13 protein-coding genes are annotated in these 16,704 nt (G+C 43.4%); 11 read left to right on the top strand and 2 right to left on the bottom strand.

All coding sequences use genetic code 11. The annotated features are described in order from the left end of the window. Positions 1-93: 93 nt before the first annotated feature. Positions 94-540 (bottom strand): GatB/YqeY domain-containing protein, encoded by a 447-nt coding sequence (locus DWW43_RS00320; RefSeq protein ID WP_119962405.1) that lies wholly within the window; start codon positions 538-540, stop codon positions 94-96. Positions 541-790: 250 nt separating this feature from the next. Between DWW43_RS00320 and DWW43_RS00315 the strand changes: the two genes are divergently transcribed. Then, positions 791-1,252, top strand: coding sequence for an 8-oxo-dGTP diphosphatase (locus DWW43_RS00315; RefSeq protein WP_008402638.1), 462 nt, complete (start codon positions 791-793; stop codon positions 1,250-1,252). Between the two features lie 87 nt (positions 1,253-1,339). Here the strand turns inward: DWW43_RS00315 and DWW43_RS00310 are convergent, their stop codons facing one another. Continuing rightward, the gene (locus DWW43_RS00310) at positions 1,340-3,955 is read right to left on the bottom strand and encodes a cation-translocating P-type ATPase (RefSeq protein ID WP_119962404.1); all 2,616 of its coding nucleotides are present in this window, start codon (positions 3,953-3,955) and stop codon (positions 1,340-1,342) included. Positions 3,956-4,477: 522 nt separating this feature from the next. On the opposite strand from DWW43_RS00310, the gene DWW43_RS00305 reads away from it, so the two are divergent. The 10 genes from DWW43_RS00305 to DWW43_RS00260 all read left to right on the top strand — a co-directional run bounded on the left by DWW43_RS00305 (position 4,478) and on the right by DWW43_RS00260 (position 16,682). Further along, positions 4,478-5,404, top strand: a complete 927-nt coding sequence (locus DWW43_RS00305; RefSeq protein ID WP_119962403.1) for a LysR family transcriptional regulator — start codon at positions 4,478-4,480, stop codon at positions 5,402-5,404. Positions 5,405-5,776: 372 nt separating this feature from the next. Further along, positions 5,777-6,931, top strand: a complete 1,155-nt coding sequence (locus tag DWW43_RS00300) for a PLP-dependent aspartate aminotransferase family protein (RefSeq protein ID WP_117785709.1) — start codon at positions 5,777-5,779, stop codon at positions 6,929-6,931. Between the two features lie 107 nt (positions 6,932-7,038). Then, positions 7,039-8,223 carry a MalY/PatB family protein gene (locus tag DWW43_RS00295; protein ID WP_119962402.1) on the top strand — a complete coding sequence of 395 codons (1,185 nt, stop codon included), beginning with the start codon at positions 7,039-7,041 and terminating at the stop codon, positions 8,221-8,223. 365 nt (positions 8,224-8,588) lie between these two features. Further along, on the top strand, positions 8,589-9,578 hold the full coding sequence (locus DWW43_RS00290) for a cysteine synthase family protein (RefSeq protein WP_119962401.1): 990 nt from the start codon (positions 8,589-8,591) through the stop codon (positions 9,576-9,578). A gap of 84 nt (positions 9,579-9,662) precedes the next feature. Beyond that, a complete protein-coding gene (locus DWW43_RS00285; RefSeq protein ID WP_119962400.1) occupies positions 9,663-10,991 on the top strand; it encodes a lanthionine synthetase LanC family protein in 1,329 nt (442 codons plus the stop codon). A 111-nt stretch (positions 10,992-11,102) separates the two neighbouring features. Continuing rightward, a complete protein-coding gene (locus tag DWW43_RS00280) occupies positions 11,103-11,447 on the top strand; it encodes a YhdT family protein (protein ID WP_008402630.1) in 345 nt (114 codons plus the stop codon). A gap of 2 nt (positions 11,448-11,449) precedes the next feature. Then, entirely contained in the window at positions 11,450-12,952 is a 1,503-nt protein-coding gene (locus tag DWW43_RS00275; protein ID WP_119962399.1) for a hypothetical protein, read from the top strand. A gap of 834 nt (positions 12,953-13,786) precedes the next feature. Further along, on the top strand, positions 13,787-14,830 hold the full coding sequence (locus DWW43_RS00270; RefSeq protein ID WP_119962523.1) for an L-threonylcarbamoyladenylate synthase: 1,044 nt from the start codon (positions 13,787-13,789) through the stop codon (positions 14,828-14,830). A 266-nt stretch (positions 14,831-15,096) separates the two neighbouring features. Then, positions 15,097-15,525: a ribose 5-phosphate isomerase B gene (gene rpiB, locus DWW43_RS00265; RefSeq protein ID WP_119962522.1), complete on the top strand. Its 429-nt coding sequence runs from the start codon at positions 15,097-15,099 to the stop codon at positions 15,523-15,525. An 848-nt stretch (positions 15,526-16,373) separates the two neighbouring features. Further along, complete coding sequence (locus DWW43_RS00260) at positions 16,374-16,682, top strand: hypothetical protein (protein ID WP_119962398.1); 309 nt, start codon at positions 16,374-16,376, stop codon at positions 16,680-16,682. Positions 16,683-16,704 lie beyond the last annotated feature (22 nt).

The following is a 16,704-nucleotide window of genomic DNA, read 5'->3' as shown; positions in this document are numbered from 1 at the left end:
GTTAAGAACCGACGTTCCGGATAGGTCTGCTTCATAAAATATATAGACACCGGGCATGGAGTTTTTCTGTTATCGTGTGGTGGCTTTGTATGCTTATGCCATCATAGATGTAAGGATCTGGTTGACCAGTTTTCCGTCAGCTTTGCCTTTAACCTTAGGCATCAGCTCTTTCATGATCTTACCCTTGTCTTTGGCTGTTGGAGCATCGATACCAAGACCTGCAAGAACTTCTTTGATCGTAGCAGTGATCTCTGCTTCATCCATCATCTTTGGTGCGAATTCTTCGAATACGGTGATTCTTGCCTTGCATTCATCTATGATATCGGTACGATCATCAGGTGTTGTATCGATTGTTTCCTTTGCGAGCTTGATTTCTCTTAATACAACTTCGTTTTCTTCTTCCTCTGTCAGATCAGCACGTTTGTCTATAAATTTATTTTTCAGGGCTGTAAGGAGTGCGGATAATGCGTCCTTTCTCTCTTTATCATGTGCCTTCATAGCGGCCATCATTTCGCTTCTGACTTCATCAATTTTACTCATTATATTCATACCTCCGTATAAAGTTATATATAGGTAATTGCAAAACTGTCGATGTTTTGTAATTGCTTCACATATTGTGATCGGACAGGTTTACAACCTGTCGCTCCTTATTATAGCACCGGAAAAGCGATAATTTCAATATGGCAACTGTATTTGAATTATCGGTTGCATTTGTCCGGGGGGAAGGTATAATGAGCGCATATGGGTAAATATGGCAAATAACAGGAGATGAAAGGCTATGTCACTTACTATGAAAATGACAACATTATGTTATATAGAGAAAGACGGAAAATATCTGATGCTTCATCGTACGAAGAAGGAGAAAGATATTAATAAGAATAAATGGATCGGAGTCGGCGGACATGCGGAAGAAACAGAAGGACCGGAAGACTGCCTGCTTCGGGAAGTAAAAGAAGAAACAGGACTGACACTGACATCTTATCAGTTCCGTGGCCTGATCACATTTATCAGTGATGTCTGTGAGCCGGAGCTGATGTGTCTGTTTACAGCAGATGGCTTTACCGGAAGCTTAACCGCCTGCAATGAAGGAGAACTGGAATGGGTAGATAAAAGCATCGTGCCATCTCTTCCGACCTGGACAGGAGATGCTATATTTTTGAAACTCTTATTAGAAGACGAACAACGTTTCTTCACTCTGCGGCTGGTCTATGAAGGAGATGAGCTGGTGGAACACCGACTGGAGTTTTATTAAAAGAAAACGCCAGCCGGCATTCGACTCTGTATAAGTCATGACTTTTGCAGGCACAATACAACCATTTCATAAGTCTTGACGCTGCAGTTATTTACGAACAGCTTCTTTTATTATTCGTGTGATCTGGATAATAAAGGTTGGGATAAATGCAAGCCCTAAAATGCTCAATACATTTTTAACTGTCAGGTCGGCAATCATGAATAAGCCATGCATAAATGGTGCGAGCAGGACAAAGCCAAGCAGCAGGACACCGGCGAAGAAAGCGGCGACACTCCAGAGGTTGGAGCGGATACCGATCTTTATAATAGAGGATTCGCTGCGGCATGTAAATCCGTGGAACAATCTTGCAAGCGTCAGTGTGGCAAATGCCATTGTGCTGGCAGTCAGGGCATTTACGGAATCACCCAGATAAAAGGCGACGGTTGTAACAATACCGATCAGAACACCGTAGCAAATAAGCTGGAGCGAGAAGGATTTATTGAAGATTCCTGCTTTTGGATCTCGCGGTTTGTTACGAAGTAATTTCTTATCGGATGGCTCCATACCGATGGCAAGCGCCGGAAGTGAATCGGTCAGCAGATTGATAAAGAGCAGATGAACCGGCTGGAATGGGGTATCAAGCGCCATGATGGAGCAGTAGAGAACTACCAGAATGGCTGCGAGGTTTCCGGACAAAAGGAACAGGATGGCATTCATGATATTACGGTAAACATTTCTTCCTGTCAGGACAGCTTTTATGATCGTTGCAAAATTATCATCTGCAAGGATCATAGCTGAGGCATCCTTTGATACCTCGGTTCCGGTGATTCCCATAGCGACACCGATATCTGCTTTTTTCAATGCGGGAGCATCGTTTACACCGTCACCCGTCATGGCGACAATGTGACCTTTCTTTTGCCATGCATCAACGATACGGATCTTGTTTTCCGGTGAAACTCTGGCATAGACGGAGATCTTTGGAAGGACATCTGTAAGTTCGTCATCGGTCATACGGTCGACTTCCTGACCGGTTACGGCCATATCACCATCGTGGAAGATACCGATCTGTCTGGCAATAGCGGTTGCCGTTACTTTATGATCTCCGGTTATCATGATCGGTTTGATTCCGGCGGAGATAGCATCCGCAACTGCAGCCATGGATTCTTCTCTTGGCGGATCGATCATGGATACAAGTCCGATAAAAGTATAACCATATTCAGAGGCTGCGGTCAGAACTTCCGAATCGGAACATTCTTTATAGGCAAGTGCCAGAACCCGTAAACCTTGTCTGGAAAATTGCATATTTTGTTCCAGAATTCTGTCGCGGTCGTTCTCTGTAATCGGACGGATACCATCCTCTGTGATGATTGAATCCATACGGGTAAGAAGAACATCGACTGCACCTTTTGTCAGAAGTGTAGGTACGCCGTGCAATAGGTATTTGCTGCTCATCAGTTTCCGTTCGGAGTCAAATGGAATCTCTTCCAGACGTGGCATCAGATCACGCAGAACTTCTTCTGTTACACCGACATCAAATAGTTTCGTTTTCCTTGCCATCGTAAGGAGACAGGTTTCAGTCGGATCCCCGATATCCTTGCCATCCCGGATACTGCTGTCGTTGTTTAAGATACAGTTGTACAGAAAATAACGATGTGCCGGAATATGGAGATCCAGTTGGTCGGCATTTAACAGAGTATCACAGGTATAAAGCTGCTGAACTGTCATTTTGTTCTGGGTCAGTGTACCTGTTTTATCCGAACAGATAACAGAGACACAGCCCAGACTTTCGACCGCCTTCAGATCTTTGATGATCGCCTGATCGGCAGCCATCTTTCTGGTACCCATTGCCTGAACGATCGTAACGATCGAACCGAGAGCCTCTGGAATGGCAGCGACAGCAAGGGCAACTGCGAACATCAGAGAATCCAGTATTTTCTCGCCCTGCATCAGACGGAGACCGAATACGATCAGACTGATCACCATAATGATTGTTGCCAGTTTTTTACTGAAATTATCAAGACTGATCTGAAGTGGGGTCGCTTTGGATTTTGTATTATTCATAAGGGTGGCTATCTTACCCATTTCTGTATGCATTCCGGTTGCTGTAACGAGAACATTTGCACGACCATAGATAACAAGACTGCCGGAGAATACCATATTGATGCGGTCACCGAGAGCAACATCCTCGGTGATATCAGAGTCGTCTTTATCCACATTTGTAGACTCTCCGGTCAGAGAACTTTCATTTACCTGTAAAGAGAAATTTTCGATGATACGGCCATCAGCGACGATCATATCACCGGCTTCTAAGAGCAGGATGTCTCCCGGTACGATGTCTTTTGATGCAATCTCCTGTTTGATTCCGTCACGTAATACTTTCGCTTTTGGTGCAGATAATTCTTTTAAGGAATCAAGAGATTTTTCTGCCTTTACATATTGGATCGTACCAAGGATCGCATTCATGATAATAACCGCAAATATAACAATCGTACTTTCGATGTTGCCGGATGCCATAGAGACGATCGCGGCAGCGATCAGGATGATAACGAGCAGATCGGCAAACTGGTGAAAAAAGACAGAAGCAACGCTTTGTTTCTTTTGCTCGACCAGAGTATTTTCACCATAGGTTTGAAGTCGCTCTTTAGCATCTGTAGTGGTAAGTCCTTCCGGATTACCGCAGGTTCGGAATAATTCTTCTTTGTTCAGCTGATAGATTTCTTTCATAAGACCATGTCCTTTCTTTTGCTTTTTTTCCTGAGACAGATAATGAACAGTAGTTTTTTCAAATATGCTGCTTGTATTTTGGGAAAAATTTTGGTTGGTAAATGCTGTTTTTTGTAATTGATAATAAAAAACGAGACTTTTTGTGCACAAAAAATATGCACAAAAAGTCTCGTTTTAACGTATATATCGGTTATCCGATCCCCGGCCTTTTAAGGCGTACTGACGAGAATCGGCACATGCACAGCATGAAACTACTCCCTTTTTGAATGATATATTTTTATCATGTATAAAAAGCTTAGTCAACCGTTTTTAGAAAGTTTTAACCATTTTTTTACCGGAAAATTCGATTTGAAGAACTATGCTTTGACAGAATCTTATAAAAACGATCAGAAAATATCGAAAACAAAATAGAGGTGTGGTACAATGAGCGTAATTGTTTGGACACAGGTCTTATAGTATATTAAAGCATAAAGTACCTGTATAAAAAGAAAACATATAAGGAAGCAATCGGGAGGCACAGATATGACATTACAACAGCTTGTCTATGCTGTAAAGATAGCAGATACCAAATCCATGAATAAGGCGGCAGCAGCATTGTATGTATCCCAGCCGGCACTTTCCAGTACGATACGGGATCTGGAAGAAGAATTGAATATCGAATTATTTATCCGAACCAATCGTGGTATCGTGATCACGGCGGAGGGAGACGAGTTTTTAAGCTATGCAAGACAGATGGTAGAACTGAATCAGATGATCGAAGATCGATACATAAATAACGAAAAGAAAAAGAATAAATTCAGTGTATCCATGCAGCACTATTCATTTGCGGTAGAAGCTTTTATCGAGCTTGCAAAGGAGATCAGGCTGGATGATTTCGAACTGGCTGTGCATGAGACACGGACAAATGAAGTGATCGAGTTTGTAAGAGACTACCGGAGTGAACTTGGAATCTTATATTTAAATGAGTTCAATCGAAAGGCTTTGCAGAAGATCTTCTCAGAAAACGGACTGGAATTCACGGAATTATTTGACTGTGATGTATTCGTGTATCTGAGCAACGAGCATCCGCTGGCAGGAAAAGAGAAGATCGCATTTGAAGAATTAAAAGATTATCCTTGTCTTTCCTTTGAACAGGGCGAACGAAATTCGTTTTATTATGCAGAAGAAGTATTCAGCACGCTGGAATACAAGCAGATCATCAAGGCAGATGACCGTGCAACGATGCTGAATCTGATGGTTGGTATGAACGGATATACATTGTGCTCCGGTATTATCTGTGAAGAATTAAACGGCAGTGCTTACCGTGCAATTCCGCTTGACACGGAGGAGAAAATGACGATCGGCTATATCAAACGAAAAGGCATGCGGCTGAGTACCCTTGGCAGACGCTATATCGAGATACTGACCCAATACGGAACACAGGAAAATGTAAAGAAGACGGCTGAGTAGACGCTCAGCCGTTTTCTTTGTTGTGAGGTCTGAGCCTGCAGGGAGCGGGGTAAATGAAAATCAAGTAACAAGCTGGCTATAAATGATACTTATAACCAGCTCACAGAAATACATAGTACCGGAATCTTATTCCTACTGATATACTATGGTATAAATAATGCATGAACTTATGATTTGTTCTGACAGGCTATTATGACTTGCCAATACAGGGACATTTGAGACCGCCGGTACTTGATGGTGCGAAAGCAGCATCTTAGTACCGCTGCAGGGCTCAACGAGCGGAAGCGTTCCCTGATTGGTAATGTCAGTAATAGCCTGTCAGAACAAATCATAAGTCAAAAACGCAGGCAGCAGGAAAGGATGACGGTTATTATGGATACAGGAATTGCTACAAAATGTATATATGGAAATCACGAAAAATTTGAAGGCGACAGAACGGGAGCGATCAGCTTTCCTATCTATCAGACAGCAACGTATGCGCATCCGGCAGTTGGACAGAGTACGGGGTATGATTACAGTAGACTCCAGAATCCGACCAGAGAACAGTTGGAGAAGATCGTTGCATCATTAGAAGGAGGACTGGATGCTCTCGCTTTTTCTTCCGGCATGGCAGCTATTACTACATTGATGGAGATCTTCAAACCGGGAGACCATATCATTTCGGAAGCAGATCTGTATGGCGGAAGTATCCGTTTATTTGATCATATTAATCAGAAAAATGGTATTGAGTTCAGCCGGATCAATTTTGCAGAGGAAGATCCGGAAAACTACATCAAAGAAAATACAAAAGCAATCTATATCGAGACACCGACTAATCCAATGATGAATGTTATTGATATCCGCAAGACGGCGGAACTTGCAAAGAAACATAATCTGCTGCTGATCGTGGATAATACATTTCTGTCACCGTATTTCCAGCGGCCATTTGAACTGGGAGCCGATATCATCCTGCACAGCGGAACAAAGTTCTTAAGCGGACATAACGATACGCTGGCCGGATTTATCGTGGTAAATACACCGGAGCTTTCGGAGAAATTACGATATATCATAAAGACGACAGGTGCGGGACTTGCGCCATTTGACAGCTGGCTGGTGCTTCGTGGCATCAAGACACTGCCGATCCGTATGGAGAAGGCACAGGAAAATGCACAGGCGATCGTGGAATTCCTGTTGCAGGAGAAGAAAGTAAAGAATGTCTATTATCCGGGAATACCGGGAACAAATAATTATGAGGTTTGTAAGAGCCAGGCGAGTGGATTTGGAAGCATGCTGACATTTGAAGTGGAGAGCAAGGCGCTGGCACTCCATATACTGGAATCCCTAAAGCTGATCCCATTTGCAGAAAGTCTCGGCGGCGTAGAGACCTTGATCACATATCCGACGACACAGACTCATGCGGATGTACCGGAGGAAATCCGTATAAAGAACGGTATTACAGACAGTGTTCTGCGTCTGTCGGCAGGAATCGAAGATAAGAAGGATCTGATCGCGGATCTGAAACAGGCAATTGATTCTTTTCGGGAATAAAACAGTGTAATATATGAATAATGATGAAAAAGTAATTTGCCTGAAAAATATTTTGATATGGAAATATATTTACAGCATAGGATCTGAGACATAACGGGAGGATAATTATGGAAGAAAAAAACCTGAATTTTGATGAAGTAATAGATAGAAGAAATACAGACTGTTTGAAATTTGACTTTGCAGAGAGGAGAGGAAAGCCTGCGGATGTACTTCCTCTCTGGGTTGCAGATATGGATTTTAAGACGTCGAGTCTGGTGCTGGATGCGTTGATAGAGCGTGTACAGCATGGAATTTTTGGCTATACGGAGAGCAGAGAGAGTTATTTCGAGGCGGTCAGCAAATGGATGGAAACTCACCATGACTGGAAGGTGGAACGAAGCTGGCTGACAAAGACACCGGGTGTTGTATTTGCACTGGCGATGGCGGTCAAAGCATATTCCAAGGCAGGGGATGCCGTTCTGATCCAGCAGCCGGTCTATTATCCGTTTTCAGAAGTGATCCGTGATAATAACCGGAAGCTTGTGAGCAATGATCTGGTACTTGGGGATGATGGAAAATATCATATCGATTTTGATGATTTTGAGAAACAGATCGTTGACAATCATGTTGTGCTGTTCCTGTTGTGCAGTCCGCATAATCCGGTCAGCCGTGTATGGACGGCAGAGGAGCTTACGAAGATGGGTGATATCTGTATCAAGCATGGCGTTACGGTTGTAAGTGATGAGATACATGAGGATTTTGTTTTCGGAGACCACCAGCACACGGTATTTGCGACGATCAAGAAAGAATTCGAACAGAACTCCGTTACCTGTACTTCTCCTGCAAAGACCTTCAATCTGGCAGGACTTCAGGTGTCGAATATCTTTATTCCAAATGGAACCCTGCGCGCAGTATTTCGTAAGCAGGTGGATGCGGCGGGCTACAGCCAGTTAAATGCAATGGGACTTACCGCCTGTGAAGCAGCGTATACTCATGGCGAGACATGGTATCAGGCAATGATGAGATATGTAGAGAGTAATATCGCATTTGTGCGTGATTACCTGAAAAAGGAACTTCCACAGATCAAGCTGATCGAGCCGGAAGGAACTTATCTGCTGTGGCTGGATTTCAGGTCACTCGGAATGACCGAGAAGGAACGGGAGAACCTGATCGTGAATCAGGCAAAGCTGTGGCTTGACAGTGGTGCGATCTTTGGGCAGGTAGGCGAAGGCTTTGAACGTATCAATGGGGCATGTCCGAGAGCAACGATCAAGGAGGCACTTGACCGTCTGAAAGCAGTGATCACAGCATAACCACAGGCAAGTATGATGGTTTTGCAGAAAACATCAAAGGCGTGAATCGTAATGTAATAACGTTAGCCGGTGTAACTGTTATAAGAGTTACAGATTGGTTCGGTTATAAGCTGTGGTTATAGCCAGTTAAAATATTTTGACTGGTTGACAAATTATGGAACTGTCACTATAATAGGCACATAACATATAAAACCTACTTTAATACTATGATAAAGAAACGCTATAAGATGTGCCGGATGAGAAAATCATTTATCCAGAGTTGGATGGTGACTGACAAACAGACATTTACCCGGAGGTTGATGCTTCCGGGTTTTATAACGACAACAAAACATACTAACCAGATAGGAAAAGGGAGAAATAGAAAAATGGCAAATATTCATTCATCAATTACAGAACTTGTAGGACATACCCCATTGGTAGAATTCGTAAATTATGAAAAAGAGTTAGGGCTGAACGCCCATCTCCTTGGTAAGCTGGAGTATTTCAATCCATCAGGAAGCGTAAAGGACCGTGCAGCCCTTAACATGATCTTAGAGGCAGAGAAATCAGGTAAACTGAAGCCGGGCGGAACGATCCTTGATTTTACAAGCGGAAATACAGGAATTGCAACAGCAGCATTTGCAAATGCCAGAGGATATAAATATGTAGTAGTGATTCAGCCGGGAGTATCGGTAGAACGTACACTGATCTTAAAAGCATATGGTGTAGAGCTGCTTCAGGCAGCTGATGTGCCGGGCTTCCTGGAGATGCTGCAGAATGGTGGCTTAAGCATGGCGAAGCTTACCGTTATCATGAACAAATATGCAGATGAGCATGGTTACTTCTATATCGATCAGGGAACAAATCCGGATAACCCGGAAGCACACTACCGTACAACAGGACCTGAGATCTGGGAGGACACAGATGGAAAGGTTGATTATGTGGTAGCACTGGTCGGAACCGGTGGAACACTGGCTGGTCTGTCCAGATATTTCAGAGAGAAAAATTCTGATATCAAGATCATCGGCGCACAGCCGGCAGTACAGTCCAGAAAGAATGTCAATCATCCGGAAGCAAATACGATCGACGGCGTACTTGCATTTAACGATGTTCCGGCACAGAGTGTTCCGGTATTCTTCAATCCGGAGCAGGTCCCATATGATGAATGTCTGGATATTGTAGCAGAAGATGCATATGAGACAGGAAGAAGACTGGTAAAGAGTGATGGCGTATTCCTCGGACAGTCAGCGGCAGCAGCCTTAAAGGCAGCAACGATCATAGCTGAACGTCCGGAAGCAGCAGGAAAGAATATTGCAATCATCATGGCTGACAACGCATTCAAATATCTGTCAACCAAGATGTATGCAGGGGAATAAAAGAAACGAGTGGGAGCGTCCTCTGTTTGGTAAGGTCAAGAACATATATATGTAATATAAAACATAGAACAGGAAGGAGACAACATGGCAGACTATCTTACATATGCGAAAGAAACCATGAATTTTATAAACAGCAGGAAGAAACAGGGACCGGAAGGTATCTACTGGTCTTTGCAGGATGCGGCAGAAGGAAGACCCATCTATTATGATGAGATCTGTATGTATGCCGGGGCGTCCGGAATCATTGTATTTCTTCTGGGATTATATCAGGCGACGAATGATGCGGGCTATCTGCAGGAGGCAGAAGAAGCAGCCACATATATCCGTTATCGTTTTGATCATGACCGGGATCTGAAAAGAAACTTTTCAAAATATGCATTTTCCAGTGGATGGAGCGGAGCAGGCTTTGCCATGATACAGCTCTATAAGGCAACCGGAAATGAGAAATATAAAACATTTGTGGCAGATATTATTGAGTCTGCAAAGGCAGATGCAAAGCCCGGAAAAAACGGCAAAGGTTATAGCTGGACTTCATTTCCGGGTATCGTAGGAGATGCCGGAACGGTTCTGTTCTTCTTATATGCAGCAAAAACATTTGGCAGAGAGGACTGGACAGCATTTGCAGCAAAAGCAGGAGAGAATTTCCTCGAGCAGAGGCATGATGCAGGAAACGGAACCTGTTGGTATCCGGGTGTAGATCCTGTCTACTTCGGAGCAAAAGAAGATTATATCGATCCGAACTTCCCGATGGGAACCGGAGGAATCGGATTTGTACTGCTGAATCTGTACGAAGCATCCGGTGATCAGAAGTTCTTGGATGCGACAAAGGGAATCGCGGATTTCATGATCGCACAGGCGGTTAAGATGAAGGCAGGAAGCCTGATCCCACATGGTTTGCCGGATCGTAAGGATCTGTTCTATCTTGGCTATTGTCATGGCCCGGCGGGAACAAATCGTTTCTTCTATAAATTATATGAGATGACAGGAGAAGACTGGTATAAGCGGTATATCGATATGCTGACACAGGGTGTAATTGACACAGGAGCACCTGAGGTTCGGACAGAAGGCTACTGGAATACCTACAATATCTGCTGCGGAACTGCGGGCCTGTTAAATATGTATCTGGGTCTGTGGGCTGCATTTGGTGATGAGACTTATCTGGAACAGGCAAAGAGGTGCGGTAAGGTCATCACAGACGGAGCAACGATCACAGACGGTACGGAAGGAAGAGAGTGCGCATGGAGATTTGCACTTGACCGTGTCGCACCGGATGTATTAAGTACACCGATCGGTTTATTCGATGGTGCAGCAGGTATCGGAGCTGTATTGCTGCAGCTTGCTTCTGCAGAAAAGGGTCAGTTCCATGCGACAAGAATGCTGGACGATCCATTTCCGGAGAAGAACAAACTATGATAAAACGATTGAAGATTTTATATGCGTAAATAACAGTGATTATTTTACTCGGTGAATGATTTTTTCGTTTCATAATTAATCAAAAACTTACGTTGAGAGGAGACACATAAGATGAGTCAGATAAATAACAACATTGATCCTGACAGCAGGGATTATGATTTGAAATCAATAGAGCCGGATGAGCGTTTCACCCAGACAACAAAGGAATTCTGGATCACGCTTGGAACCTATCTGGTATTTATGGTGCTGATGATCGCCAACCTGTATCTGGTGGGCGGTAAGGATGTATCAAAGTACAAATACATTCTTGGATTTCCACAGTGGATTTTTAATGAGATCATTATTTTGATCGCAATGGTAGTAGCGGTTATTCTGGTTGTAACATTTGTATATCGTGACATGGATGTTACTCCAAACGGAAAATTAAAAGAAAGAAAACATAAGGAGGGCAAATAGAGATGAACTTATCTACAAATCAGAGAATTATAATCATTATTGTATTTGCCGCATATACGATTTTCCAGTTGGTATACAGTCTTGTTACCAGAAAAGCAATGGCAAATGGAAAAGGTGATTACCTGAGCAAATTCTATACCGGCGGTAGAAGCGGTGGTGTGCTTGTAACTGCCATGATGGTATCTGCCGGTGTTGCCGGTGCCGGAGTATTCATGGGTGTACCGGGTTATACATATACATTTGGTGCGACCTGGATGGTATGCTGTTTCTGGTCCATGTGCACGAACTTCATGGTACTTGGACTGATCGGTAAGCGTGTCGGTATCGTAGCCAGAAGAACGGATTCCAAGACATTTGTTGAACTTCTGATGCACAGATATAACAACAGCAAGATCGTTGGTGCGCTCTGCGGACTGGTTATCCTGTTCTTCCTTGGAGCATTTGCCGTATCCACAATTACCGGCGGCGGAAGAATTTTCCAGATCTTAACCGGTCAGGATTATCGTATCGGACTTGCTATTTTCACTGTACTTGTTATCATCGCAGCTATCACAGGTGGTATTAAAGGTATCGCATCTGCGATCGTTTTTCAGGGAATTATCATGACAGTTTCCGTTATTATCTTATTTATTATGGGCATCAACGGAACAGATCTCAGCTATACAGAGACGATCCAGTCATTAGTTGAGAGTAATCCGGACTGGTTCGTACCTGCAAGTGTAAAGACGGTTCTTTCGTTTGCATTCTTATGGGGTATCACAACCTGTACAATGCCTCATGTAACAATGACAACGCTTACTTATAAGGATACACAGACTCTGCATCATGCGATCAAGGTTGGTGCGGTTGTAGTTGCAATCTGGCTCATTGGCTTGAATGGTCTGTGCTTCACGATCAAATATATGTTCCCGGAAGGAAGCCTTGCAACTCCTGACCTTGGTATTCCGACACTTGCAGTAAGTGTAATGCCTGCATGGGCAGCAGGTCTGGTTCTCGCCGGTGTATGTGGTGCGGTTCAGTCATCTGTTGGTGGAATGATCGTATCTCTTGCAGGAACGATCGTCAGTGATCTGTACAAGAACCTGTTCAATAAAGATGCAAAGCAGGAGACATTAAAGAAGTTAAATGTTATCAGTGTTATCGTTGTTGCACTAGTTGTTTTCTTATTTGCATGTGATCCACCGGAACTTCTGGCTTCATTGATCACTTATGCTACCGGTGGTATGACAGTAGCATTTCTTCATACTTTGCTTCTCGGACTGTTCTGGAAGCGGGCAAATGAGTATGGCGCGATCGCAGGTATCATCAGTGGTATTGGCTTATATCTCCTGATCGATATGGGCGTTCTGCCAATCTCACTTGGTTTCAATTCCTGTATCGTTGCCTGTCTGATCTCCACGATCATCATGGTGGTTGTCAGCCTTGCAACACCGAAGTGTCCATACCGCGTGATCGCCACATGGTTCGGCAAGGAGTATCCGGCAGATGCATCCATAGCAGAGTAACTTTGAAACAAAATGAACGTTGCCATTACCTATTATTTCGTAAGACGCTTTCGCTCTAATCCACGTGCAGCGGTACATAAGGTTGCAAAGTACGCAACCTAAGTACCGGCCGTGGATAAGGCTTACTACATAATAGTAATGGCAGCGTTCATTTTATTTTTTTACAGTTAACTCCCTGTGGTTCCTATGAAATTCATATCCCCTATTCGCAAATGTTCCTGTGCAACTCGCCCTGATGGGCTAAGACAAGCACTCACATTTGCCGGCATATGCATTTCATAACGAAATCCTCGTGAATGTCATAGTGCAGTAATCTAGTCAACAGCCAGACAGGCTATATTTGTGTTTGTAAACGTGATTTATTGCTTGATGATGCTTGATTTCTGGGTATGGCAATGGATGAGTAAGTATGATACCCGAGGTGTCTGGTTAGATGAGGGTATGGAATGGAAAATAAGCGCACGATACCCACAAGGCAAGCTAGATGAGGGTATGGTAGATGATAAGTAGGCGTCGTACCCGAGACGACTGATCAGATATGGGTATAAGATAGGATATGAGCGCACGATACCCACAAGGACAAGTCTGATGCGGGTATTAGGAAGAATGTTGGGGGAAAATACCCGACGAAGCTAAATAAATTTGGTATGAAGACGAAAAAACAGGTGCGATACCCAATGGTAGCATATAATAGAGGGTATAAGTGTGAGAATATAGAGATTATACCCATGATTCGGGAAGCTCTTTTTCACAGGTTGACACTGTGAGGGGATAAGGCTAAAATGAGACTGGCAGGCGATGTGCCTGACTATACAGGTAAGGCTGGTAATTAAAATGAAAACCATAGTAGCGAAAGCTGATCTGGAAAACGAAGAATTATTCCGGAAAGCTTCGGATATATTAAAAAGTGGTGGACTGGTTGCATTTCCAACAGAAACCGTATATGGACTAGGTGGAGATGCGTTAAATCCAAAGGCATCCGAAAAAATTTACAGTGCCAAGGGAAGACCATCGGATAATCCGTTGATCGTACATATTGCTGATACGGCAAGTGTATGGGAGTTGGCGGCAGAGGTGTCCACACAGGCACAGATGCTTATGGAAGCGTTCTGGCCGGGGCCACTGACGATCATTTTCAAAAAGAAAGACATTGTACCGCATGAGACAACCGGCGGTTTGGAAACGGTAGCGATCCGTATGCCATCACACCCGGCAGCTATGAAGCTGATCAAAGATTCAGGCGTGTATATTGCAGCACCGAGTGCAAATCTGTCCGGAAGACCATCACCGACAACAGCAGCACATGTAGAGGAAGATCTGTCCGGCAGGATCGATATGATCTTAGATGGCGGACCGGTCGGAATCGGAATTGAGTCCACGATCGTAGATGTGACAGGCAATCGTCCGACAATTTTACGTCCGGGTTATATCTCAGCGGATATGATCAAGAATATCTTAGGAGATGTCATGATCGATCCGGCACTGGAAAGCGTGGATATGAAGGTCAGACCAAAAGCTCCGGGTATGAAATACACACATTATGCACCGAAGGGAAAACTCACGATCGTAGAGGGTGAGCGGGAAAAGGTTGCCGCAAAGATTGCAGAGCTGGTTGCTTGTAAGCAGGCAGAAGGATATAAGACGGCAGTTCTGTGTGATACAGAAAATACGGATTTATATTCCTGTGAAAATGTCCTTGATGCGGGAAGCAAAAAGAATGAAATTACGGTATCTTCATCCCTGTACCGGCTGCTTCGTTTGTGTGATGATATCGGCGCAGACTATATTTACAGTGAATCCTTCCGGGAAGGTGATATGGGATATGCGATCATGAACCGACTGATCAAAGCAGCAGGACATAGAATTATATCGGTGTGATATAATGAACGCAAAATTATTTGCTCGCAAGGATGCTGATTTTGCGGAATGCATTGAGTGAGCTATGCTCACGATATAATGAGTGCAAGAGAACCAACATGCTTGCATGATTGGTGAACGACGAATTGGATCATGATAGTTGCGAAGCAACGGTAAGCACCAAAGGTGCGAATCATGATATAATGAAAAAAGTTAACATAGAAAAAACGGGTTGGGTGACAACCACCCGAAAAGATTTTGAAAACAAGAAAGGCAGGACAAAGAATATGATAGCACTTGGATGTGACCATGGTGGATACGGATTAATGCAGGATGTGATCAAGCATCTGGAAGAAAGAGGACTGGAATACAAGAATTACGGATGCTACAGCGAGGAATCCGTTGATTATCCGGTATATGCAAAGAAAGTTGCACATGCAGTAGCAGACGGAGAATGTGAGCGAGGAATCCTGATCTGCGGAACAGGAATCGGAATCTCTATTACAGCAAATAAAGTACCGGGAATCCGTGCGGCACTTTGTGGCGATTGCTTCAGTGCACAGGCGACAAGAGAGCATAACGATGCCAATATCCTTGCAATGGGTGCCCGTGTAACCGGACCGGGACTGGCACTCAAGATCGTTGACACCTTCCTTGACACACTATTCTCAAATGACGAACGTCATATCAGAAGAATCAAAATGATTGAAGAGTAAGGAAAAACACTATAAACTGCATATGCCAGCAAATGTGAGTGCCGGTCTGAGTCGACAGGCGAGTTAGCACTGGAACATTTGCGGATAAGGGATATGTAATTTATAGAAGATTATAAGTAGTAAGAAAAACATCATCTATCAGGGTGGAATGTATATACTTTATGTAGCAGACCTTTTCACACGTCGGTACTTAGTGAACTGTGTAAGCAGTGAGCTTAGAACCGTTACGTGTGAAACAGAACGAAAGTGTTCTGCGAAATAAAGGTATATATATCCTGCCCTGATAGATGATGTTTTTTGCATTGGGATTTAATGTATGTAAAATAACAACAACCATATAATAAGACCGCAGTCAGAAGACATTATCGAGGATTTCGATATGAACTGCATATACCAGCAAATGTGAGTGCTTGTTTGAGCCGACAGGCGAGTTGATACTGGTAATGTGGTAGAATAAAAATACAAAAGACCGGATGAGGGCATCTATATTTTATGTAGCAGACATTTTTACACGTCGGTACTTAGTGAACTGCGTAAGCAGTGAGCTTAGAACCGCTACGTGTAAAACAGAGCGAGAGTGTTCTGCGAAATAAAGATATAGATGCCCTCATCCGGTCTTTGTATTTTTACCTTAAAATTGTGCAAAATGACGTGAAAAATGGTTAAACTAAATTTGACAGTTTGTATTGTTTGTCAAAAATGCCTTAAAAACCAGTAAAATTTCATGATCTTTTGATGAAAAATCTATAAAAGAAGATAAATATTGCTTGAAAAGAGCACACTAACATAATAAAATATTAGCAGAGCGGCATTTCATGCCGAGATTAATAATTATGGAGGGAGAAATTATGCTACAGGAAGCCATGAAGACATTAGAAGATGCAGAAGCAAAGGCAGCCGAGATCGTAAAAGAAGCCGGTAAAAAAGCAGAAGCAATTCAGACGGAAGCAAAGGAAAAGGCAAATGCGATGATCGTAGATGCAAATGCAGGTTCTAAAACAGATCTGGCGGCTATCGCGGTCGACCAGAAGAAACTGGAAACTGATCTTGCAGAAAAAGCTTTGAAAGAAGCATCCGACGAGATTGCTTCCTTAAAAAAACGTGCATCCGAGCGAGAGGGTGAAGCCGTAGAGCTTGTGATCAAGCAGCTATTGTAAATGCTTGAATATCAGGATGCAG

The organism is Clostridium sp. AF15-41 (genome assembly GCF_003604095.1).
In the GTDB taxonomy this organism is placed as follows: Bacteria; Bacillota; Clostridia; order Lachnospirales; family Lachnospiraceae; genus Coprococcus.
Note: the sequence above shows the minus strand (reverse complement) of the source record. Positions and strands in the feature narration are given on the sequence as shown.

Excerpts from the sequence above, each read along its gene's own strand:
- DWW43_RS00280 (WP_008402630.1), top strand. The coding sequence starts at position 11,103 with ATGAGTCAGATAAATAACAACATTGATCCTGACAGCAGGGATTATGAT.
- DWW43_RS00295 (WP_119962402.1), top strand. The coding sequence starts at position 7,039 with ATGGAAGAAAAAAACCTGAATTTTGATGAAGTAATAGATAGAAGAAAT.
- DWW43_RS00310 (WP_119962404.1), bottom strand. The coding sequence starts at position 3,955 with ATGAAAGAAATCTATCAGCTGAACAAAGAAGAATTATTCCGAACCTGC.
- DWW43_RS00270 (WP_119962523.1), top strand. The coding sequence starts at position 13,787 with ATGAAAACCATAGTAGCGAAAGCTGATCTGGAAAACGAAGAATTATTC.
- DWW43_RS00300 (WP_117785709.1), top strand. The coding sequence starts at position 5,777 with ATGGATACAGGAATTGCTACAAAATGTATATATGGAAATCACGAAAAA.
- DWW43_RS00305 (WP_119962403.1), top strand. The coding sequence starts at position 4,478 with ATGACATTACAACAGCTTGTCTATGCTGTAAAGATAGCAGATACCAAA.
- DWW43_RS00290 (WP_119962401.1), top strand. The coding sequence starts at position 8,589 with ATGGCAAATATTCATTCATCAATTACAGAACTTGTAGGACATACCCCA.
- rpiB (WP_119962522.1), top strand. The coding sequence starts at position 15,097 with ATGATAGCACTTGGATGTGACCATGGTGGATACGGATTAATGCAGGAT.
- DWW43_RS00260 (WP_119962398.1), top strand. The coding sequence starts at position 16,374 with ATGCTACAGGAAGCCATGAAGACATTAGAAGATGCAGAAGCAAAGGCA.
- DWW43_RS00315 (WP_008402638.1), top strand. The coding sequence starts at position 791 with ATGAAAATGACAACATTATGTTATATAGAGAAAGACGGAAAATATCTG.
- DWW43_RS00320 (WP_119962405.1), bottom strand. The coding sequence starts at position 540 with ATGAGTAAAATTGATGAAGTCAGAAGCGAAATGATGGCCGCTATGAAG.
- DWW43_RS00275 (WP_119962399.1), top strand. The coding sequence starts at position 11,450 with ATGAACTTATCTACAAATCAGAGAATTATAATCATTATTGTATTTGCC.
- DWW43_RS00285 (WP_119962400.1), top strand. The coding sequence starts at position 9,663 with ATGGCAGACTATCTTACATATGCGAAAGAAACCATGAATTTTATAAAC.